Origin of the sequence: Collimonas silvisoli (genome assembly GCF_018305005.1) — a bacterium.
Lineage (GTDB): Bacteria > Pseudomonadota > Gammaproteobacteria > Burkholderiales > Burkholderiaceae_D > Collimonas > Collimonas silvisoli.
The window spans coordinates 39,788-59,805 of record NZ_JAGQEG010000031.1 but is presented as its reverse complement, the minus strand read 5'-3'; the positions used below and the strand labels follow the sequence as shown (position 1 = coordinate 59,805).

General features: G+C 58.1%; 15 protein-coding genes. 7 read left to right on the top strand and 8 right to left on the bottom strand.

What is annotated here, in order from left to right:
• Positions 1–414: 414 nt before the first annotated feature.
• Positions 415–777, bottom strand: a complete 363-nt coding sequence (locus KHU33_RS10790) for a hypothetical protein (protein WP_211462855.1) — start codon at positions 775–777, stop codon at positions 415–417.
• A gap of 151 nt (positions 778–928) precedes the next feature.
• On the opposite strand from KHU33_RS10790, the gene KHU33_RS10785 reads away from it, so the two are divergent.
• The 4 genes from KHU33_RS10785 to KHU33_RS10770 all read left to right on the top strand — a co-directional run bounded on the left by KHU33_RS10785 (position 929) and on the right by KHU33_RS10770 (position 5,652).
• Positions 929–1,675 carry a response regulator transcription factor gene (locus KHU33_RS10785; RefSeq protein ID WP_211462854.1) on the top strand — a complete coding sequence of 249 codons (747 nt, stop codon included), beginning with the start codon at positions 929–931 and terminating at the stop codon, positions 1,673–1,675.
• Positions 1,676–1,687: 12 nt separating this feature from the next.
• Entirely contained in the window at positions 1,688–3,283 is a 1,596-nt protein-coding gene (locus tag KHU33_RS10780; RefSeq protein WP_211462853.1) for a sensor histidine kinase, read from the top strand.
• Between the two features lie 63 nt (positions 3,284–3,346).
• Positions 3,347–3,619 (top strand): DUF4212 domain-containing protein, encoded by a 273-nt coding sequence (locus KHU33_RS10775; protein WP_230414183.1) that lies wholly within the window; start codon positions 3,347–3,349, stop codon positions 3,617–3,619.
• A complete protein-coding gene (locus tag KHU33_RS10770; protein ID WP_211462852.1) occupies positions 3,616–5,652 on the top strand; it encodes a sodium:solute symporter family protein in 2,037 nt (678 codons plus the stop codon). The genes KHU33_RS10775 and KHU33_RS10770 overlap by 4 nt, the downstream gene beginning before the upstream one ends.
• Here the strand turns inward: KHU33_RS10770 and KHU33_RS10765 are convergent.
• The gene (locus KHU33_RS10765) at positions 5,649–6,038 is read right to left on the bottom strand and encodes an SDR family oxidoreductase (RefSeq protein ID WP_211462851.1); all 390 of its coding nucleotides are present in this window, start codon (positions 6,036–6,038) and stop codon (positions 5,649–5,651) included. The two genes, KHU33_RS10770 and KHU33_RS10765, sit on opposite strands and share 4 nt — an antisense overlap.
• A 155-nt stretch (positions 6,039–6,193) precedes the next feature.
• On the opposite strand from KHU33_RS10765, the gene KHU33_RS10760 reads away from it, so the two are divergent.
• On the top strand, positions 6,194–6,595 hold the full coding sequence (locus KHU33_RS10760) for a hypothetical protein (RefSeq protein WP_211462850.1): 402 nt from the start codon (positions 6,194–6,196) through the stop codon (positions 6,593–6,595).
• Positions 6,596–6,936: 341 nt separating this feature from the next.
• Here the strand turns inward: KHU33_RS10760 and KHU33_RS10755 are convergent, their stop codons facing one another.
• The 6 genes from KHU33_RS10755 to KHU33_RS10730 form a co-directional block, all read right to left on the bottom strand.
• The gene (locus KHU33_RS10755) at positions 6,937–8,676 is read right to left on the bottom strand and encodes a P-loop NTPase fold protein (protein WP_211462849.1); all 1,740 of its coding nucleotides are present in this window, start codon (positions 8,674–8,676) and stop codon (positions 6,937–6,939) included.
• Positions 8,677–8,967: 291 nt separating this feature from the next.
• Positions 8,968–9,747: a hypothetical protein gene (locus tag KHU33_RS10750; protein ID WP_211462848.1), complete on the bottom strand. Its 780-nt coding sequence runs from the start codon at positions 9,745–9,747 to the stop codon at positions 8,968–8,970.
• A 517-nt stretch (positions 9,748–10,264) separates the two neighbouring features.
• Complete coding sequence (locus KHU33_RS10745) at positions 10,265–11,200, bottom strand: transglutaminase family protein (protein WP_211462847.1); 936 nt, start codon at positions 11,198–11,200, stop codon at positions 10,265–10,267.
• Complete coding sequence (locus KHU33_RS10740) at positions 11,197–13,755, bottom strand: circularly permuted type 2 ATP-grasp protein (RefSeq protein ID WP_211462846.1); 2,559 nt, start codon at positions 13,753–13,755, stop codon at positions 11,197–11,199. The genes KHU33_RS10745 and KHU33_RS10740 overlap by 4 nt, the downstream gene beginning before the upstream one ends.
• 122 nt (positions 13,756–13,877) lie before the next feature.
• Positions 13,878–17,225: a transglutaminase family protein gene (locus tag KHU33_RS10735; RefSeq protein ID WP_211462845.1), complete on the bottom strand. Its 3,348-nt coding sequence runs from the start codon at positions 17,223–17,225 to the stop codon at positions 13,878–13,880.
• An 88-nt stretch (positions 17,226–17,313) separates the two neighbouring features.
• Positions 17,314–18,546: a polyhydroxyalkanoate depolymerase gene (locus KHU33_RS10730; protein ID WP_211462844.1), complete on the bottom strand. Its 1,233-nt coding sequence runs from the start codon at positions 18,544–18,546 to the stop codon at positions 17,314–17,316.
• Between the two features lie 142 nt (positions 18,547–18,688).
• Between KHU33_RS10730 and KHU33_RS10725 the strand changes: the two genes are divergently transcribed.
• Positions 18,689–19,342: a glutathione S-transferase family protein gene (locus KHU33_RS10725; RefSeq protein WP_211462843.1), complete on the top strand. Its 654-nt coding sequence runs from the start codon at positions 18,689–18,691 to the stop codon at positions 19,340–19,342.
• A gap of 45 nt (positions 19,343–19,387) precedes the next feature.
• Positions 19,388–19,831: a cupin domain-containing protein gene (locus KHU33_RS10720; RefSeq protein ID WP_211462842.1), complete on the top strand. Its 444-nt coding sequence runs from the start codon at positions 19,388–19,390 to the stop codon at positions 19,829–19,831.
• Positions 19,832–20,018: the final 187 nt, after the last annotated feature.

The window sequence follows — 20,018 nt, the reverse complement described above, 5'->3', positions numbered from 1 at the left end:
GCTGCGGCTGGTTTGGCGGCATTGCTGGCTTGATTCTGCGCCGGCGCCGCCTGGCGGTTCATGCTTTGCGATTTCTTGCCGAAGGAACCGCCGCCGCCCATGCGCTTGGCTTCAACGGTCGACATGCCGGCTGACAACGTCATTGCAACGACGATCAGCGCCACGAATAATTTCTTCATACTTTCTCCTGAGATTTGATGCCATCACGGCCATAGGTACCGCTAATTTTGAAACTGATTTTTATAACTTCGCAGCCATGCCATGACGCTGAACCGGCCCGGAATTAAGGCCGGACGCTAGACGCGCATCAGCCTGCCGGTCAACATCATGGATGGTTGGAATCGCCGGGCGCTTGCCCGGCAGATAGGGAGGCGCCCGCCGCCGGCTGCAATAGCAAGGGCGGCATAGAGGCGCTCAGGCTCGGGGCGGAGGCCCGGCCGGCGGTAAAAACGGCGGTTGGCGCGCTTTGTCGTTGCTCAGCGCAGGTGTGGAGGCGATTGCCGCAGCGGCAAATACGAAGGGAAAAGCAGGCGCGGTCTCGTCGCCGAGATCGACATGCATCTCGACATCGTCAACCGCGGCATCCTGTGAAGTGCAATCGGCGTCAGCCTTGCAGACCGGCTCAGTTTGCTGAACCTCCTGCTGAGCAGCGTATGCCAGCGTCGCCACGTCATGTGCTTGAAGATTTGTTTGAAGATTTGTTTGAGATTCGGCGATGCCTGCAAAGACTTGCATGGGCAGCAAAAACATCAGCAAAAGAATCAGTAAGCGTTGCATCAAAGTGGGAAAGCAGGTCCAGGCCGGAATAGGTGGCAGTGATTATACCAAACAGAAGAGGCAATTTTACAGCCGACCTTGCTGCGAGGAATGAAACGCCATAGACTAGAAGAAGTACCTCTCATCCACCGTACACGGAAACACCACCATCATGCGCATTCTGCTTGCCGAAGACGACAGTGTTTTAGCCGACGGACTGACGCGTTCGCTGCGCCAGTCGGGTTATGCCACCGACTGCGTGATGAACGGGATGGAAGCGGATTCAGCCTTGTCGACCCAGGATTTCGATTTGCTGATCCTCGATCTGGGCCTGCCTAAAATGACCGGCCTGGAAGTGCTGCGCCGCCTGCGCGCCCGGAATTCGCGGCTGCCGGTGCTGATCCTGACCGCCGCCGATTCACTCGAACAACGGGTAAAAGGACTCGATCTGGGCGCTGACGATTACATGGCCAAGCCGTTCGAGCTGTCAGAACTGGAAGCGCGGGTACGGGCGCTGACCCGGCGCGGCGCCGGCGGCGGCCCGACCGTCGTCAAGCACGGCCCGCTGAGTTACGACCAGGTTGGACGGATCGCCTATATCAATGAACAAATGCTCGATCTGTCGGCACGCGAACTGGGCTTGCTGGAAGTATTGCTGCAACGCACCGGCCGCCTGGTTTCCAAGGAACAACTGGTCGATCACCTGTGCGAATGGGGCGAAGAAGTCAGCAACAACGCCATCGAAGTGTATGTACATCGCTTGCGCAAGAAGATCGAAGTCGGCGGCGTACGGATTGCCACTGTGCGCGGTCTCGGCTATTGCCTGGAAAAAATCAACGAACCGCAAGCCGCTTCCGCAATCACCTCTGCGCCGCTCTCCCCTGTCGATACATCCTCCGATTCCTCCAATCGCCATTAGCGCCTAACCCTCATGCGCGACGCTCACTCCCTGGCTGCGCAGCCAAGCCCTCCCACCCCAAGTGCTCATCCTGCTGCTCCCCGCACCGCTCTCCCGGCCGCACAAACCGAAGAACGGGTGCAGCGGTCGCTGTTCGGCGAGATCCTGGACTGGATGCTGGTGCCGCTGTTACTGCTGTGGCCGATCAGTATCGCGATTACCTATGTGGTGGCGAAATCGATCGCCAACCAGCCTTTCGACCAGGCGCTGGACGATAGCGTCACGGTATTGTCGCAACAGGTCAGCGAAGTCAATGGCAAGGTGGTCACGCGCCTGACCGACCCGTCTCGCGATTTCCTGCGCGCCGACGATGTCGACAATGTCTATTACCTGATCACCGGCCCGCACGGCGAATATATCGACGGCGACCGCGACATGCATCTGCCGCCGGTGGAAGATGAAACCTCGCATCCCGGCAAGGTCATGTGTTGGGACAGTTCCGTGCACGGCAGCGATGTACGGATCGCCTACACCTATGTCGATCTGCGTAACGCGGTAGACGCCAATCTCGCCGGCGCCAAGCAGCAGCGGCCGCCGGCAAGGCTGGCGCTGGTGCAAGTCGGCGAAACGCTGGAGAAGCGCGCCCGTCTCGCCAATGAAATCATCAAGGGCGTGATCCTGCCGCAGTTCCTGATCCTGCCGATCGCGCTGGCGCTGATCTGGTTTGCGCTATCGCGCGGCCTCTCGCCGCTATCCGAATTGCAGCAACGAATCCGGGCTCGCCGCCCGGACGACCTGAGCCCGATCGATTCGGGCCAGGTGCCGGAAGAAATCTCGCCGCTGGTGCGCTCGCTGAACGATATGTTGTCGCGCCTTTCACTGTCGATCCAAACCCAGAAACGTTTCATCGCCGACGCCGCCCACCAGATGAAAACGCCGCTGGCCGGGATGCGCATGCAATCCGAACTGGCGTTGCGGCAAACCAGCCAGCAGGATATTCACCGTTCGCTGGAACAGCTGGCCAAGAGCTCGGAATCGGCGACGCGGCTGGTCAATCAATTGCTGTCGCTGGCGCGGGCTGAAAACCAGTCTCAGGAAAGCGCGCCGTATGTAGAGGTCGATTTATCCGAATTTGCCCGCGCCGTGGTGCAGGACTGGGTCCAGGCTTCATTCAGCCAGCGCATCGATTTCGGTTTCGAACAGGCCGAGCAGGCGCTGCCGGTGCTGTGCAATCCGCTCATGCTGCGCGAGTTGCTGGGCAACCTGATCGACAATGCCTTGCACTACACCCCGGTCGAGGGCAGCGTCACGGTGCGCGTGCGCGGTGAACCGATGACTGGCATGGCGACAGAATTGGCAATACTGGAAGTCGAAGATACCGGGCCAGGCATTCCGCCGGCCGAGCGCGACCATGTGTTCCAGCGCTTTTACCGCATCCTCGACAGCGGCCGCGGCGGCAGCGGCCTGGGGCTGGCGATCGTGCGCGAAATCGCGCAGCAGCATGGCGCCGAAGTGACGATTTCCTACAACCCGCGCAGCAACGATCCGGAACTGCCGGGCAGCCTGTTACGGGTCGCTTTCCATTTGCAAAAAAAGCCGGCGCCAGATTTCAATCCGGATTTCCGTTAACTGCCTTAACTGCCATTCACCAGACTTTCACCATCAACAACCACAGCCAGCAACCGGACCAGCATGCCTATGTTCAAAACCCGCCCACGCCATCCCGCCAGCCACTGGCAAAGCACCAGACGACTGACGCTGGGCCTGTTGCTGATCTGGTTTGTGCCGACCTTTGGCGTCATCTTCTTTGCGCGTGAGCTGGCCGGCCTGAGCTGGTTCGGCTGGCCGCTATCGTTTTATCTGGTGGCGCAGGGATTGGCGCTGCTGTATCTGCTGATCGTCGCGGTATATACCTGGCAAATGAAAAAAATAGATCAACGCCAGTCAGACCGCGAGCAGCAATGAACGACAAATCTTTCTTCTGGCGGCTGGTCCGCTACTACGGCTGGTACACCGGCGGTTTCATCCTGCTGCTGACTGTGCTGGCGATATTGGAAAAAGAAGGCTTGCCGCGCACCTGGATCGGCTATCTGTTCATGTTTGCCACCATCGTCCTGTATGCCGGCATCGGCATCGTGAGCCGCACTTCCGATGTCTCCGAATACTATGTGGCTGGGCGCCGGGTGCCGGGCATGTTCAACGGCATGGCGACCGCCGCCGACTGGATTTCGGCAGCCACCTTCATCAGCCTGGCCGGCGGCCTCTTCCTGCAAGGGTTCGACGGCCTGGCCTACATCGTCGGCTGGACCGGCGGCTATTGCCTGGTGGCCCTGCTGATCGCACCGTATCTGCGCAAGTTCGGCCAATACACGATCCCGGATTTCCTGGCGGCGCGCTACCGCGGCCACACCAACAGCAATCCGATAAGAATACTGGCGGTGGCGGCCACGGTGGTGATTTCCTTCATTTACGTGGTGGCGCAAATCTACGGTGTCGGCTTGATTACCTCGCGCTTTACCGGCGTCGATTTTTCGGTCGGCATTTTTCTCGGCCTGGCCAGCATCCTGGTCTGCTCTTTCCTGGGCGGCATGCGGGCGATTACCTGGACCCAGGTGGCGCAGTACATCATCATCCTGTTCGCCTACCTGATCCCGGTGATCTTGCTGTCGGCAAAACATACGCACAATCCGGTAGCGCCATTCACTTACGGATCGGTGCTATCGCAGATCAGCGAGATCGAAAAGAAACTCGATGCTGCCCCGAAAGAAATCCAGGTACGAGCGATCTTCAAGGCCACTGCGGATGATTACGATGCGCGCCTGCGCAATTTACCGAAATCGTGGGAACAGGGGCGCATAGAAGCGCAACTGCATCTGGAAAACCTGAAGCGCAACAACAGCTCTCTGATCGAAATCCGCGCCGCCAATCGAGCCTTGAACAGCTATCCCAAGACGCCGGAAGAGGCCGAGCGCAAATGGCAGCAGGACAAAGCCAGCAACCTGGCGCGCGCCGAGCCGCCGGTTGCGCAGGCGACGCCGTTCCCCGGCGCCACCACGGAGGCCTCCGATATCAAACGGAATAACTTTCTGGCTTTGGTGTTTTGCCTGATGCTGGGCACCGCTTCCCTGCCGCATATCCTGATGCGCTACTACACCACGCCGTCGGTGCAGGAAACCCGCAAATCGGTATTCTGGACGCTGTTTTTCATCCTGCTGATTTATCTCACCGTGCCGGCGCTGGCGGTGCTGGTGAAATACACCATCTACACCTCGCTGGTCGGCTCCGATTATGCGCATCTGCCGGAATGGGTATCGTACTGGGCCAATATCGACAAGAGCCATCCCCTGGTCAGCATTACCGATTTCAACCATGACGGCATTGTGCAACTGTCGGAAATAAACCTGGATGGCGACATGATCATGCTGGCGACGCCGGAGATTGCCGGCCTGCCGTATTACATCTCGGGGCTGGTGGCGGCGGGCGGACTGGCGGCAGCGCTATCCACCGCAGATGGTTTGCTGCTGACGATTTCCAACGCCCTGTCGCACGATGTGTATTACAAGATGATCGATCCGCACGCCTCCACCGCCAAGCGCGTCACCGTGTCCAAATTGCTGTTGCTGGTGGTGGCCTTGCTGGCGGCGTATACCGCCTCCTTGAAACCGGGCGATATCCTGTCGATGGTGGGCGCTGCGTTTTCGCTGGCGGCCTCAGCCTTGTTTCCGGCGCTGGCGCTGGGCGTGTTCTGGAAACGCGGCAACCAGCAAGGCGCGATTGCCGCGATTGTGGTCGGTTTCGGCACCTGCATCTATTACATGCTGCACACCTATCCGGCGCTCGGCGGCTCGGCCAGCGGCCAATGGTTCCATATCGCGCCGATGGCCGCCGGCATCTTCGGCGTGCCGGCCGGATTGCTGGCGCTGATCTTGGTCAGCCTGCTGACGCCGCCGCCGGATTCGCGGGCGGTTGCGTTGATGCATCAGATTCGGGAGCCTTAACGGAATCCGGCGTCAATCACTAATTCGCTGCCACTGACAAAGCGGCTCGCATCCGACACCAGATACAAGATCGCCGCTGCGACATCGGTGGCCGAGCCGCGCCCTACCCGCAGCTCCACTTCGGCGCGGTCGGCCAAGGCCTGACTCAGATCGCCCTGCTTGCTCAGCATCGCCGCCAGTGCCGGCGGCCTGATCACACTGGGCTGGACGGAATGCACCCGGATATTCAGCGAGGCATAACGTTTGGCGTTGATCCCAGTCATGCGCAGCGCCGCTTGCGACGCATGATCGGTTGAATCCTCTCGCTTGCCGGCCATGCCGCGTGCTGCGCCGGTGATCAGGGCAACTTTGTTTTTGAGGGGGAAGTAATTTGAAAGTTGGTTCATTGTGCTTTCCTTGTGATCTGCGGCTGCAATCAATGCGGATGATTTGTCGCCACCTTTGATGGTGGCCGCAATGTTTCAATATTTGCATCTTAAGTATATTTAGATATACATATATGTAAAGTTAAATATCCATAAGCTCGTATAGATTGCTATCCATGGAAAACATAGGCGACCGGATCAAAGTGATCCTTATCGAATTAGACGGCCCGGAACGTGGCAAGCAAACCAGGCTGGCGAACATTGCTGGTTGTACAAAGGCCTTGATCGGTCAATTGATGAGAAATCCAGGTCAGGATCTGGGCTACCAATATGCCAAGAACGTAGAGAAAGATCTCGGCTATCGGGTTGACTGGATACTAAAGGGAGCTTTACCGAAATTTGTCAGGGAACAAGAACTTGCTTCGCAAGAGACGAACGACCTGGACGAATTGGTAGAGCTGACGCTCCTCTACAGACAGGCCACTGGCGCAGCGAGAATTCGATTGATGAAATTTGCTCGCACTCTGGAAAAAGCACCACCGCATGCAGGAAAAACCATGACGACTAAGAAGTCGTAATCGTTTCTGCATATTCGCATTAAAACAGCCATAGCTTCGCATGTGAAAGTAGCCACCCATTCGCATCGCAAAGTAGCCACTAGTCAGCGACCTAACATCACGTGTAGGTGGAATGTACGAATTTCGACGTGGACCACATATTCGCAATTGAGGGCAAGTGCTGGTTACTGCAGGCGCTGGCGCGAAATGACCCTGCGCCGGTTCTAGTGGATCGACTGCGGTGGGCCTCGTTGACCACACGGTACGTCATGGCCAACTGATACGTGTTGCGACAGACAGCAAACGACCCGTTGCGATCCGTCGATGGATTCCAGCAAATGACCGCTTAGCAGCGCCTGCGGCTATTCGCCAGTTTGAACTTTGGCCACAGCGCCGGTCTCCGTCGCCTCTTGCAGTGCCAGCTCGGACGCAATGGCGGTTCGCTCGAAGAGGCGCTTGATCAGCCCTGCCAATCGAGGAGACGCGGCGTCGTTAGCGATGGCTCTGCATGCCTCGACGAAGCGTTGGGTGGCTGTCCCAAAGTGCAGGTCGTAGGTTTGCCTTTGAAGCCTCATTTCGATCATGTGGCGCATGAACCGCCGTAACTTATCAAGATCTATCTCGCGAATAGCCATCTCGAAATCGGCAGCGGTGGCCCTTTTCATGGCCACTTCCTGCATGGTACCCCACCCGCCGCTCTCGATGATGTGCATGCACGCATCCAAGACAGTAGTCCGAGCTTGGGCGTTGGCATTGATCGCGGCGAACTCGGCCTTGATTGCTGGGTGCAGCGGACGGTTGAACGGGTTATCGTCGTTCACCTCTTCGAGCTTCCGATCCCTGAGTGCAACGATCCAACCATCCACGATTGCTTTGCCGATGGTCTCGCCGCCAGGGAGCGTTGCCAACGCCTGATCCAGCTCCGAGGCCACGAACGGATCTAGCATTCCAGCAATCTTCGGAAGCGCGGCGGCCTCGACAACCAACTGAGTGTCGTCGACGCGGTAATCCCAGAAGACCTTGAACAGGAACTGGTTGGCCATCTCCCTGGCTTCCAAGTTCTGCTTCTCGGCGATGTAGCCGTCTATGATCGTAGCGATCTTGCCGGCGTCGAACAGTCCAGACTCCAAGAATTCGACCAGTACCGCCTCGAATTCATCACAGCCATGGATGCCCAAATCTTGCATGAGCAGTCTCCAACTGTCCTTACGCTTGTCCTCTTCGGTGGGCTCCTTGTTCTTGTCCCTGGCGATGTTCGACCAGTCGGGAGATCCGGTGTTCAAAGCGAACTGAAAATCCGGACCGTCCTCCAAGCCCCTGTAATATATTGCCGAAAACAAGACGATTGACGGAACAACTCGAGCGATGGTTGCCTCGTCCAGCTGGCGATTATCCAAGATGCGATTGGTGGCCTTGATGACCTTTCCGACGATGCGAATGTTGGTCAGCTGGCATGAGATCAACGCCCGTTTGAGCGCATCTGCGTATGGCGAAGGCGTCAACTCGATCGCGATGGCGAACGCCTCCTCCGGCGTCGTGGCCAGCTTGAGCTCTTGGTCGATAACCTTCTCACGAAAGGTCTTCCACAACTCTTGATTGGCAAGCTGATCGTCATTGAGAACTAGGACGAAGCGGGAGCCATACTGAGTCGAATACTCGTCTATGAAGCCAAGCACCTCGTCAATGCCTAGCTTGTCATGCTTGCGCTCGATGTCGTCAAGGACGATGACGGAGTTTCGCAGCACCACTGGGGCCATCAACAGCAAATTGAGGTCGTTGACTGCCGCTAATGCCTTGTAGTGCTCAGAGCCGACCTTTACGCCGATCCGAAAAAGCTGCTTCAACGCGTCAAAAGCGCCGCTGTGCGATTCAATGACAGGGACGGACGACTCGATGAGCTTTCTTTTCACTTGGTCAATGCTCGACTGCCCAAATAGCGACACATAAAGCGCTTTCTTGAGCTTATCATCGCTCGATTCTCTCTTGACTTCGTTCCAGAGATGAGTCTTGCCGGTGCCCCACTTTCCTGATAACGCGATAACGCTGTTGTCGACTTCGCCGAGCAACCGCACCAAGTGTTCCTTCGTCACCTTAAGTGTCATGCTTCCCCCTTGAATTTCGTCCTGCCTTCCAATCTGAGGAGGCATTTTCCTCGTTTCGACGCCAAATTGGTGAGAAGCAGACAAGCGACATACAGAATCATCGGTCCCGTTATTGGCCAGCCTTCTAGTCCCGACGGCAGCTCACGATCGGTGAGCAGGCATTCGGCGATCGTATTTGAACTTCCGCTCTTGGCCGTTAGCGGCTGTCGCAATGAACATTACCACTAACGGTTAAGGTAATCGGCCGCCGTATTTCATGGTTTCAGGCCTCGATTTAACCTGACGCTGAAGTCAGCCAAGGAAGCGCGCTCCGCTGTCACCAATCAGCGACGACATAAGCATCAACATGAAGAAACCGCATAATCGTATGAGCGCCATTACCTTTTCCCCTTTCCCTCGGCTACGCACCAGATAATACGGGATGGTCACAACCGACATACAGAGGATGCCGCCGACCAGCCATGTTGACCGCTTGTAGGCATGTGTTTTTGTGTCGTTGTGAAACCAGAAAAAAATAAGGAAGAGGAACACGATGGCCGCGCCAAATTGAAGCCACGCGGGTATAGGGTATCCGCGTAATTGCAGGTGTGTGTAAATTGCCTCTACCAGCCCGATTAATAGCAATAGGCAAGCAAGCGCTATTTTTTCATTCGGGTATGGTCGGTCGTGGGAGGGCTTTTCGCTGTAGTGCGCTGCGCGCGTGCGAATCAACTGCGTCGCGATTATCCCGGCCCCGATTATTCTGCCTCCCAGCGAGTAGTAGAAGGCGTTCATCAACATCGAGAACGCTTGGATTCCGTACTGATTCAATGCTGAATAAGCGGCGCCCAGAAAATAGAACAAACACGATGCCAACAATACTGGAATGGCGCTGATTCTATTTCTTAGCGCCTGTACTCCACCGATTGCTGACGTTAGCGCGCAGAGCAAACCAAAAAATTGGTTCGCGTTATCCATGCCTGGAATATATAGTCTCAACGTTGAGGAAAAATAAAGTGCCACGTTCCCCGCGAACGAGACCATGCCCAAAACTATAAAACATATTGAAATCACTTTTTTGACCAAGGTCATTTTTATATAGCTCACAATGTAGAGTTGGCATAACACGGAGCATGAGTATTTCAGTATTTCCCCTTATAACATCTTAAACAGTTTATGTTGTAAGTTTGCTTATCGTAGTCGTCGCGAACCCCCGGTTCGTAGCGGATGCACCATCGTCCGCTTGATCAAACGTATCGCAATTTAAGCCAAATAAGGGCAAGAAAATTCTCAAAGAGTGAAAGGCTGTGATCCTCTGGAAAGACGCCAGCAGATTTAAAAGGGACTCGCTATTGACAAGTCGCAAGCTGATGCTCAGCAGAGTCATCTGGGGTCGGAGAAAGACAGTGCGCACTACGCGGCTTTGTTCTTTTTTAACGATAAGGCAGGTACTCCGTGGCCCGCTAAGTGGGGTCAGAGTGAAGTTTCTGCAAAAGACGCGCAGAAAGTTCACTCTGACCCCAGTTAGCTGCGTTTGTCAGGCGCAACCGGGCACGGGCTTTCTCATGTTTTATGAAACTCTCAATAGTGGCAAGAAACCCCTGCCGCCTCAAACCGCAAACCCAAACCCCGGCGCCTCATGCGCCGGCAATACCGTTACCGCAACATCCATGGTTTGCTCGCCGCCGCCGATCAGTACGCCGCGCAAGGGCGAGACGTCGAGAAAATCGCGGCCCCAGCCGAGCGTGATGTGGCTGGTGTCCGGGAAGATGCCGTTGGTTGGATCGGCGTCGATCCAGCTGCTGGCTTGTCCATTGAAGCCGGGGCAATACACGGATACCCAGGCGTGCGAGGCGTCGGCGCCGATCAGGCGCGGCTGTCCGGGCGGCGGTTCGGTCAGCAGATAGCCGCTGACATAGCGCGCCGCTAAACCCAATGAGCGCAGGCAGGACAACATGAAGTGCGCGAAATCCTGGCAGACGCCGCGGCGGGTAGCGAACACCTCGGTGACCGGGGTGGAGACGGTGGTGGCCAGCGGGTCGAAGGTGAACTCTTGGAAGATCCGTGTCATCAAGGCTTCTATCCCGGCCAGCAAAGGCAAGCCGGGCGTAAACGATTCCGCGGCATAAGCCAGCAGCTCGCGTTTGATCCGCACATGGGCCGATTCAAATAGATAACGCGTGGCTTCCAAGTCGTCAGGCAATAGGAATTGGCCGGCTTGGTACGAGAGCGCGGCGCGCGCCTGTTCCCAAGATGGCGTAATCGACGGCATTTGGCGCGGCGTCAGCGTCACCCAGGATTCGGCCAGGGCGCGCAGATCGGTATGGTCGCTTTCCAGTGAAAACGATTGCATCGGATTGCCGAAACTATCCAGCAGCATGCGCAGATTCTGCGGTTCGGGCGTGATGCTGATGCCGTGCGAAGTGCAGGTTTGCCATGGCAGCGAACGCGGCGTCAGGCGCAGCATCTGATGCGACAGGCGCACCGCTTGCGAATACGCGTAATGGGTGTCGTGACGGATGTGGTAAGTGTGCTCGCTCATCATGACACTCCCTGGCTGACCGGCGCGTTCAAGGGCGTAAAGAAATGGCGCGCCAATTCGTCGGACAAGGAAAAAGCGCCGCCGATAGCGTCGCGCATCAGTTGCACCAGGCGCGCGCGGGCGTCGGCCACAAACAAGGAATCGTGGCTCAGGTCTTGCAATTCGAATTCGCGCAACGTGGCTGACAAATGCGCCGGCGTATCCATGCTGAGCGTGCCGAGCTGTTCCGCGATATCGCTTAAATAGCGCTCCAGCATATGGAACTGGAAGGCGATGCCGTGCGGATTGCTGACATCGAACACCAGCAGATGCAATACCGGCAGCCATTCCGGCGCACGCCGATAGCGCACGCGGTAGGTGACCACGCTGTTGGCCGATTCCAACAGCCACGGCAGCGTCCGGTTCTGGCGCTCCGGCGGCAGCCGCAGGAACTGGCCGAACAAGGTTGCCAGATGGGTCATGCGTTCTATATGCCGGCCCAGCATCAGGAAATGCCAGCCTTCGTCGCGCGTCATGTCGTCCAGCGCGTGGCCGGCCAAACCGACGCAAGCCTGGATCACGTTATTGAGCATATGCAGCGCGGCGGCCGGCGTCACGCCGGCATGGCCGCTACCGTCTGCCACCAGGCCGGGCATGCGGTTGAGCGCCTGCCAGTTGTCCAGGGAAAGATGCTCGCGCACCTGGTAACCGCAATGGTGCAAATGCCGCAGATTGCCGGCAATGCCGACGCTGGCGACAGGATCGGCGATGGCGGCAATCAATCCTTGTTGCATGGCGCTGACGGTTGGCCGTCCTGCCGCCGATGCGCTCGGCAAAGCAATGCCGAGGCCGCGGCAGATTTCGCAGAGCTGGTAGAAAGTCTCGCGTGCTTCGCCCTGCAGATCGGTGCTGCGTTGCAGGGTGGCCCGGAGCAGATGCGCCAGATTGTCGCAACGCTCGGCGTAACGGCCCATCCAGAACAGGTTTTCGCCGGCGTGCGAGGAAATGTCGACCGTGCTGCGGATCATATTGAGCGCGCTATCCAACGCGCTCTGGCGGCCGTCGATATCTTCCAGCGGCGCTGCCATCGGCGCAGCCGCGTCGCTCACATCCGGACGCATCGGGCTCAAGACCCAGACATCCTTGCTGGCGCCGCCCTGCTGCATCGACACCACATCCTTGCGCTGGCGCGGTGCAACCCGCGTCAGGCCGCCGGGCATCACGTGATAACTGCCGTCGGCAGCGGCAACCACGAATACCCGCAAGCTGACCGCGCGGCTCATCAAACGATATTCGCCGCTGCGCGACAATACCGGCGCCTGCGACAAGCGCACCCATTCCTGCGCCACGTAGGCATGCGGCTGGGCCTGCAGGCTCTCGATCAGGCGTTGCCGCGATTGCGCGTTCAGGCTGTGGCCGTAGACCGGCTGCATCCGCATCGATGGAAACGCCGGCATGATCACCAGCTGTTCCAGATTGGCCAGGGTGTAATCGAGCGCCGGTTTTTCGCCGCACCACCACGAGGCCACCGCCGGCAGCGCCAGCGGCTGGCCAAGCAAACGCTGACAGATGGCCGGCAGGAAACCGTGCAAGGCGCCAGATTCCAGCACGCCGCTGCCGAGCGAATTGGCGATCAGCACGTTGCCGAGGCGTGCTGCCTGCACCAGGCCGGGAATGCCGAGGGCGGAATCGGCGCGCAATTCGAGCGGATCGCAATAGTCGTCGTCCAGCCGCCGCAAGATCGCATGGACGCGCCGCAAACCACTCAGCGTTTTCAGATACACCATGTCGCCGCGCACCATCAGATCAGCCCCTTCGACCAGCGGGAAACCCAAGGTATGCGCCAGGAAAGCGTGTTCGGAATAGGTTTCGTTATACGGCCCCGGCGTCAGCAACACTACCAGCGGCGCTTCGCCGTCAGCGGGCGCCAGCGCGCTCAGACTGTCATGCAGGGTGTGGAAAAATTTCAGCAGCGATTGGACATGCATGTCGCGCACCATATCCGGCAGCGCACGCGACATGATCTGCCGGTTCTGCAAGGCATAACCGGCGCCTGACGGTCCTTGGGTACGGTCCGACATGACCCACCAGTGACCGTCCGGCGAACGCGCCAGGTCAATCGCATACAAATGCAGATGTATTCCCGCTGGCGGTTCAATGCCGCGACAAGGCCACAGGTAGCCATGCTGGCCGAATACCAGCGCCGGTGGCAGCAAGCCTTCGGAAAGCAGCGTTTGCGGGCCGTACAGATCGGCCAGCACCGCGTTGAGCAGGCGCGCACGCTGGATTACCGCGGCGGACAAGGTTTGCCATTCGTCGGCGGAGATGATCTGCGGCAACAGATCCAGTTCCCAGGGCCGGTTGGCGCCTTGCGGATCGGCGTACACATTGTAGGTAACGCCGTCTGCGGCAATTGCTTCGCGCACTTCGCGCGCACGGCGCCGCAGAATCTCTGGCGACAAGCCTTCGAGCTGATCGATCAAAGTGCGCCAATGCGGCCGCAGACGGCCGCCGGGTTCCAGCATTTCGTCGTAACGATCCGCCTCTGCGGGATAACTTTCGAGTAGCCGCTGGTACATAGTTGATCGCTTGCGTCACTTGAAATGGTTGAATGCAAGCTCTGGCGTCAGGGCGAGGAAAACCGCAGCGCAAACTAAAAAAGTTGCGCTGCGGCTCTTCTATGCCATGAAGCCGAGCTTGTTTAGAAGTGACGTAAGTCTAACGTAAATGGGAACTCGATGGACGCTATCGGCGTAGTTACCTGCATAGCACCCGGCGTGTGATTGAGACGGAAATAGCGCGCCAGACGCCGGCTTTCCGCTTCGAATGCATTGACCGGGAACGTCTCATAACTGCGCCCGCCCGGATGCACCACATGGTATTGGCAACCGCCCAGGCTGCGGCCGTTCCAGGTATCGACCAGATCGAAGGTCAGCGGCGAGTCGATGCCGATGGTCGGATGCAGGGCCGACGGCGGCTGCCATGCGCGGTAGCGCACGCCGCTGACAAACTCGCCGACGCGGCCGGTCGGCTGCAGCGGCACCGGCACGCCGTTGCAAGTCAGCACATAGCGGTCCGGCGCCATGCCGCTGACTTTCACCTGTACACGTTCGAGCGATGAATCGACGTAACGGGCGTTGCCGCCGGAACGGCTTTCCTCGCCCAGCACATGCCAGGGTTCCAGCGCGGTGCGTAGTTCGAGCGCGATGCCGTTGACGGCGAAGTCGCCGATTTTCGGAAAGCGGAACTCGAAGTGCGGCGCGAACCATTCCGGTTTGAGCCCATAACCGGCTTGCTGCATATCGTCCATCACATCGCAAAAATCCTGCCAGATGAAATGCGGCAGCAGGAAACGGTCGTGCAGCTCGGTGCCCCAGCGCACCAGGCGCGGCGGCTTGTAGGGCGTCTTCCAGAAGCGCGCTACCAGCGCTCGTAGCAACAACTGCTGGGTCAGGCTCATGCGCGCATGCGGCGGCATTTCGAAGGCGCGCAATTCCAGCAGGCCGAGGCGGCCGGTGCTGCTGTCGGGCGAATACAGTTTGTCGATGCAGAACTCGGCGCGATGCGTGTTGCCGGTAACGTCGATCAGCAGATTGCGCAGCAGCCGGTCGACCAGCCACGGCGCGCAGCCGTCGGCGGCGAGTTGCCTGTCCATCTCGGTAAACGCCAGTTCCAGTTCGACCACTGCATCGTTGCGCGCTTCATCGACCCGCGGCGCTTGCGAAGTGGGGCCGATGAACATGCCGGAAAACAGATAGGACAAGGCCGGATGGTTGTGCCAATAACTGATCAGGCTGCGCAACAGATCGGGCCGCCGCAGGAACGGCGAATCGCTGGTGGTAGCGCCGCCCAACACCAGATGGTTGCCGCCGCCGGTGCCGGAATGATGGCCGTCGAGCATGAATTTCTCGGTGGTCAGCCGGGTCTCGCGGGCGACATCGTATAAATAGGTGGTGTTGGCGACCAGCTCGCTCCAGCTGTGCATGGGCTGGATATTTACTTCAATCACGCCGGGATCGGGGGTGACGCTGAACTTGCCCAGGCGCGGGTCGTTGGGCGGCTCATAACCCTCCATCAACATCGGCTGCTTCAAACTCTGGGCCGTGGCTTCGATCGCCGCTACCAGTTCCAGGTAATCCTCCAGCCGCGCCAGCGGCGGCATGAACAGGTACAGCACACCCTGCCGTACTTCTGCGCACAAGGCAGTGCGGGCAATCTTATCGGCCGACTCGAATGGCGCGGGTACGGCCTGTGCTTCGCTGCTGAAGGCCGTGCTGTATTTCGGTACATCCGCCGCGGTTGCCTTGACGGCGGCAGAAACAGAGGCCGGGGTTGCCAGTTGCTGGCGGATTTGCCGGGCAATCGGCAACGGCTCGAATTGCTGGCTCGGATCCGGCTGATGCACATACGGATAATCGGCCTTCTTGACCCATGGCTGCGAATCGAGCGGCAGCCGATAGCCTAAAGGCGAATCGCCGGGCAGCAGATAACAGTATTCGCCGCGCAAATACCAGCTGCTGCTTTGCCAGCCGCGTTCATCCGCGGTGCGGGCCAGCGGCAGTACGTAGCCGGCAACTTTGCGCAGACCTTGCGAAAACACCCGGGCCAGTCTTGCCCGCTCCTGCTTGTCGTCCAGCCGCGCATCGGATGGATCGACGTTGATCGCCAGGCGGCGTTCGCGCCACAGGTAATAGTAGATGTCTTCATAGGCGGCAAATACGTGTTGGCGATCCAGCGTCAGGCGCGCGGCCACTCCTTGCAGAAAGCGTTCGGCGATATTGTCATCGCTGGCTTGCTCCTTGGTTTCGTCGGCGATCAATTCTGGCGTGGCCCAGATCGGCTCGCCGTCACGGCGCCAGTAGCAATTCAGCGACCAGCGCGGCAGCTGTTCGCCCGGATACCATTTGCCTTGGCCGAAATGCGGCAAGCCTTGCGCCGCGTATTGCTGGCGCAGCCGATGATAGAGTTCGGCTGCCAGCGGTTTCTTGGTGGGGCCCATGGCGGCGGTGTTCCATTCCTCGCCGTCGGGATGATCGAGCGCCACGAAAGTCGGCTCTCCGCCCATCGTCAACCGGACGTCGAGCGTATCCAGATCGTCATCGATGGCATGGCCCAGTTCTTCGATTTCTTCCCATTGCTGCTCGCTATACGGCTTGGTGACGCGCGGCGATTCCCAGATCCGGCGCACGCTCATGGCGTGTTCGAAACTGACTTCGCATGGTTCGACCATGCCGCTGACCGGCGCAGCCGAGGATGGCTCCGGCGTGCATGACAACGGGATATGCCCTTCTCCGGCAAACAAGCCGGAGGTGGGATCGAGTCCGATCCAGCCGGCGCCGGGCAGATACACCTCGCACCAGGCGTGCAGATCGGTGAAATCTGCTTGCGGCCCGGATGGGCCATCCAGCGATTTCTGATCGGCCGTCAGCTGGATCAGGTAACCCGACACAAACCGCGCCGCCAGCCCCAGATAGCGCAGTATCTGCACCAGCAGCCATGAAGAATCGCGGCATGAGCCGGAGCCCAGGCTTAAGGTCTGCTCCGGCGTTTGCACGCCCGGCTCCATGCGGATGGTATAGCTGATCATCTGCGCCAGTTGCTGATTCAGGCTGACCAGGAAATCCTCGCTGCGGATTCTTTCACGCGGCACCTGATCCAGGAATTTTTGCAGCAAGGGCGTCAGCGGCAGTTTCTTGCGATACGGCTCCAGCTCGTTCTGCAATTCCGGCGCGTAGGAAAACGGTACCTTCTCGGCATACGGCTCAAGAAAAAAATCGAAGGGATTGAGCACCGACATTTCGGCTACCAGATCGACCTCGATCCGGAACTCGCTGGTCTTTTCCGGAAACACCAGCCGCGCCAGGTAGTTGGCCTGCGGGTCTTGCTGCCAGTTGATGAAGTGCGGCTCCGGCAGTATCCGCAACGAATAACTGAGGATGCGGGTGCGGCAATGCGGCGCCGGCCGCAGGCGGATGATTTGAGGCCCCAGGCTGATCGGGCGCTCGTAACGATAGGTGGTGAGATGATTGAGTGCTACGTGAATTGACATGGATATCCTTTGCGACAATCAATAATCGTTCAGCTTATGAACTTCCGCTGCTGCCACTTTTATTAACCAACAGAAAAACAAAAAATCGTCATTGATATTGATGGTGACTATGGATGAAATCGCGCAAACGCGGATAAATTTCATTGTCCCAGCGGCGGCCGTTGAACACACCGTAATGACCGACCCCGATTTGCACATGATGCGTCTTCATATACGGCCGTATGCCGCTGCACATGTCCTGGGCGGCCACGGTCTGGCCTACCGCGCAGATATCATCCCTCTCCCCCTCTACGGTAAACAATGCGGTGCGGCGGATCACCGCCGGTTCTATGGTACGCCCTAACGCCTGCAATTCCCCTAGCGGCAACGCATGATCCTGGAACACGCTCTGTACGGTTTCCAGGTAAAACTCTGCGGCCAGATCCGACATGGAGAAATACTCGGCGTAAAAGATCTTGATGGCATGGGCTTTTTCATCGTCGCCGTCGACCAGATAGTTGTACAGGTTTTGAAAGGCTTTGAGGTGCCGTTCCAGATTCATGCTCATGAAGGCATTCAGTTGCAGAAAGCCGGGATAGACCTGACGCTGGCTGCCGACGAAACGACAGGGAACGGTGCTCACCAGATTGCTTTCGAACCATTCTATCGGCTTGCTTTTCGCCAGCTCATTGACCGCAGTCGGATTGATGCGGGTATCGATCGGGCCGGCCATCAGGGTCATGCTGGCGGGTTGCGCCGGATGCTGTTCGGCTGCCATCAGCGTCACCGCCGCCAGCGCCGCTACGGTCGGCTGGCAGACCGCCACCAGATGCGTGCCGGGGCCGATCTTTTCGATGAAGCGGATCAGATGGGCGACATATTCGTCAAAGCCGAAACGGCCGTCGCTGAGGGCGACATCGCGGGCATTGTGCCAATCGGTGATATAGACATCGTGATCGCGCAAGAGCGTGCTGACGGTACCGCGCAACAAGGTGGCAAAATGTCCCGACATCGGCGCTATCAACAACACGCGTGGTTGCGCCACCTCAGTTTCCTTGCGGAAACGCAACAAAGTACAGAACGGCGTCTGGTCGGCCACCTCTTCATGCACCGAAATCGTGCAGCCATTTTCCGCCACGCTAGTTATCCCGAATGCAGGGCGCTGGTGCGTCAACTGGGTGCATGAAAACACTTCGCAGGCCGCAGCCAGCTTGCGCAGCATCAGACTGTCCGGCCAGCCCGGCCAGCGATAGCTCAACAATGGTGCAGCGGTGCCAGCGAGTAAGCGCATCGGATCGCTGAAATCCGCATAGCCCTGATATGCCTGGTAAATTTTCGTCATGGTACTACCCTGTTATTGGAGTGCAGGCAAACATTGCTGGTGCAATATCCATGCCCATATCTCTGGCACGACCCTTGCTCAGTAGTCATCAAACGGTTTGCCAATCAAAAACACTTTCGATCCAATACGGAAGAATATTGCCATGCCTAAGACCACTTTGAGCATTACCAGTAAAAACTATTCGTCATGGTCGTTGCGCGGCTGGCTCATGACCAGATTCTCCGGTCTGGAATTCCAGGAGAACCCGATCTCGCCGGACGATCCGGATGCGCGCGCCGAAATCCTGCTGCTGTCGTCGTCGATCCTGGTGCCCTGCCTGTATCACGGCAATATCGTGGTGTGGGATACCTTGGCCATCGGTGAATATCTGCACGAAATCCGGCCCAAGGCCGGGCTGCTGCCGGCGGATCGCGCCGCGCGCGCCCACTGCCGTTCGATCTGCGGCGAAATGCATTCCGGCTTCAGCGCCCTGCGCTCGGCGCTGCCGATGAACATCAAGGCGCACTTCCCCGACTTCAAGGTATGGTCGCGTGCCGAGGCCGACATCAAGCGCATCACCACCATCTGGAAACAATGCCTGGCAACCTATGGCGGACCGTACCTGTTTGGCGAACGCTCAATGGCCGACGCCATGTATGCGCCAGTGGCGAGCCGTTTCCTGACTTACGATGTGAAACTGGATTCGGTCTGCAGCGCCTATTGCAAGCGCATCATGGCGATGCCGGAAATGCAGGAATGGGTCAACGCCGCCAAGCTGGAGCCGGACGATATCAATGAACTGGATGTAGAATTTTGAGAGGCTGCTCACTTAGCCCACTGTCACTGTAAAAGGATAGCTGCGATGGAAACAAATACCGAAACCAGCTCGACCAATTTGTTCTCCCATGTCCGTGAAGGCGACACTGAATTCCAGTCGGGCGGCCTGCGCGATTTCTTCCTGTATCGCGATCTCGGCATCGCCGCCGCCACCGGCGGCAAGGTGGTGGCGCATCTGGTGAAGGCCAATATGGCGCCGGAAGTGGGCACCGGCTGGCATCGGCATGAAGCCGATTTCCATATCGTCTACATGCTCAAGGGTTGGGCCCGTTTCATGTACGAAGATAAGGAAACGCTGGTTAAAGCCGGCGACTGCGTGCATCAACGCCCCGGCATCGTGCATTTTTTATTCGACTACTCGAAAGACATGGAGTATCTTGAAATCGTTAGCCCGGCGGCATTCACTTCGATCGATATGCCCGCGCCATGCGCCGTGCCGGCGCCAACGCCATGGGTTCAGGCCGATTGAGCGAGATTTGATATATACCTTTTTGCAATCAAAACATCACGGAGGCCATCACCCAGATTACGCAAAATTTGCTAAGAGCGGACGTAGCATTGCCGAAAATAAAGCCTATTCAAAAAAACCAAGACCGCATGTTAGTCTTTGAATCAGTTGATGCTTAATATGCAATATTATCAGCAATATTTAAGCA

What these genes read in the sequence shown, in the direction of transcription:
- KHU33_RS10750 (WP_211462848.1), bottom strand. Translation starts at nt 9,747, where the DNA reads ATGACCTTGGTCAAAAAAGTGATTTCAATATGTTTTATAGTTTTGGGC.
- KHU33_RS10745 (WP_211462847.1), bottom strand. Translation starts at nt 11,200, where the DNA reads ATGATGAGCGAGCACACTTACCACATCCGTCACGACACCCATTACGCG.
- KHU33_RS10780 (WP_211462853.1), top strand. Translation starts at nt 1,688, where the DNA reads ATGCGCGACGCTCACTCCCTGGCTGCGCAGCCAAGCCCTCCCACCCCA.
- KHU33_RS10765 (WP_211462851.1), bottom strand. Translation starts at nt 6,038, where the DNA reads ATGAACCAACTTTCAAATTACTTCCCCCTCAAAAACAAAGTTGCCCTG.
- KHU33_RS10770 (WP_211462852.1), top strand. Translation starts at nt 3,616, where the DNA reads ATGAACGACAAATCTTTCTTCTGGCGGCTGGTCCGCTACTACGGCTGG.
- KHU33_RS10730 (WP_211462844.1), bottom strand. Translation starts at nt 18,546, where the DNA reads ATGACGAAAATTTACCAGGCATATCAGGGCTATGCGGATTTCAGCGAT.
- KHU33_RS10775 (WP_230414183.1), top strand. Translation starts at nt 3,347, where the DNA reads ATGCCTATGTTCAAAACCCGCCCACGCCATCCCGCCAGCCACTGGCAA.
- KHU33_RS10790 (WP_211462855.1), bottom strand. Translation starts at nt 777, where the DNA reads ATGCAACGCTTACTGATTCTTTTGCTGATGTTTTTGCTGCCCATGCAA.
- KHU33_RS10725 (WP_211462843.1), top strand. Translation starts at nt 18,689, where the DNA reads ATGCCTAAGACCACTTTGAGCATTACCAGTAAAAACTATTCGTCATGG.
- KHU33_RS10755 (WP_211462849.1), bottom strand. Translation starts at nt 8,676, where the DNA reads ATGACACTTAAGGTGACGAAGGAACACTTGGTGCGGTTGCTCGGCGAA.
- KHU33_RS10720 (WP_211462842.1), top strand. Translation starts at nt 19,388, where the DNA reads ATGGAAACAAATACCGAAACCAGCTCGACCAATTTGTTCTCCCATGTC.
- KHU33_RS10760 (WP_211462850.1), top strand. Translation starts at nt 6,194, where the DNA reads ATGGAAAACATAGGCGACCGGATCAAAGTGATCCTTATCGAATTAGAC.
- KHU33_RS10785 (WP_211462854.1), top strand. Translation starts at nt 929, where the DNA reads ATGCGCATTCTGCTTGCCGAAGACGACAGTGTTTTAGCCGACGGACTG.
- KHU33_RS10740 (WP_211462846.1), bottom strand. Translation starts at nt 13,755, where the DNA reads ATGTACCAGCGGCTACTCGAAAGTTATCCCGCAGAGGCGGATCGTTAC.
- KHU33_RS10735 (WP_211462845.1), bottom strand. Translation starts at nt 17,225, where the DNA reads ATGTCAATTCACGTAGCACTCAATCATCTCACCACCTATCGTTACGAG.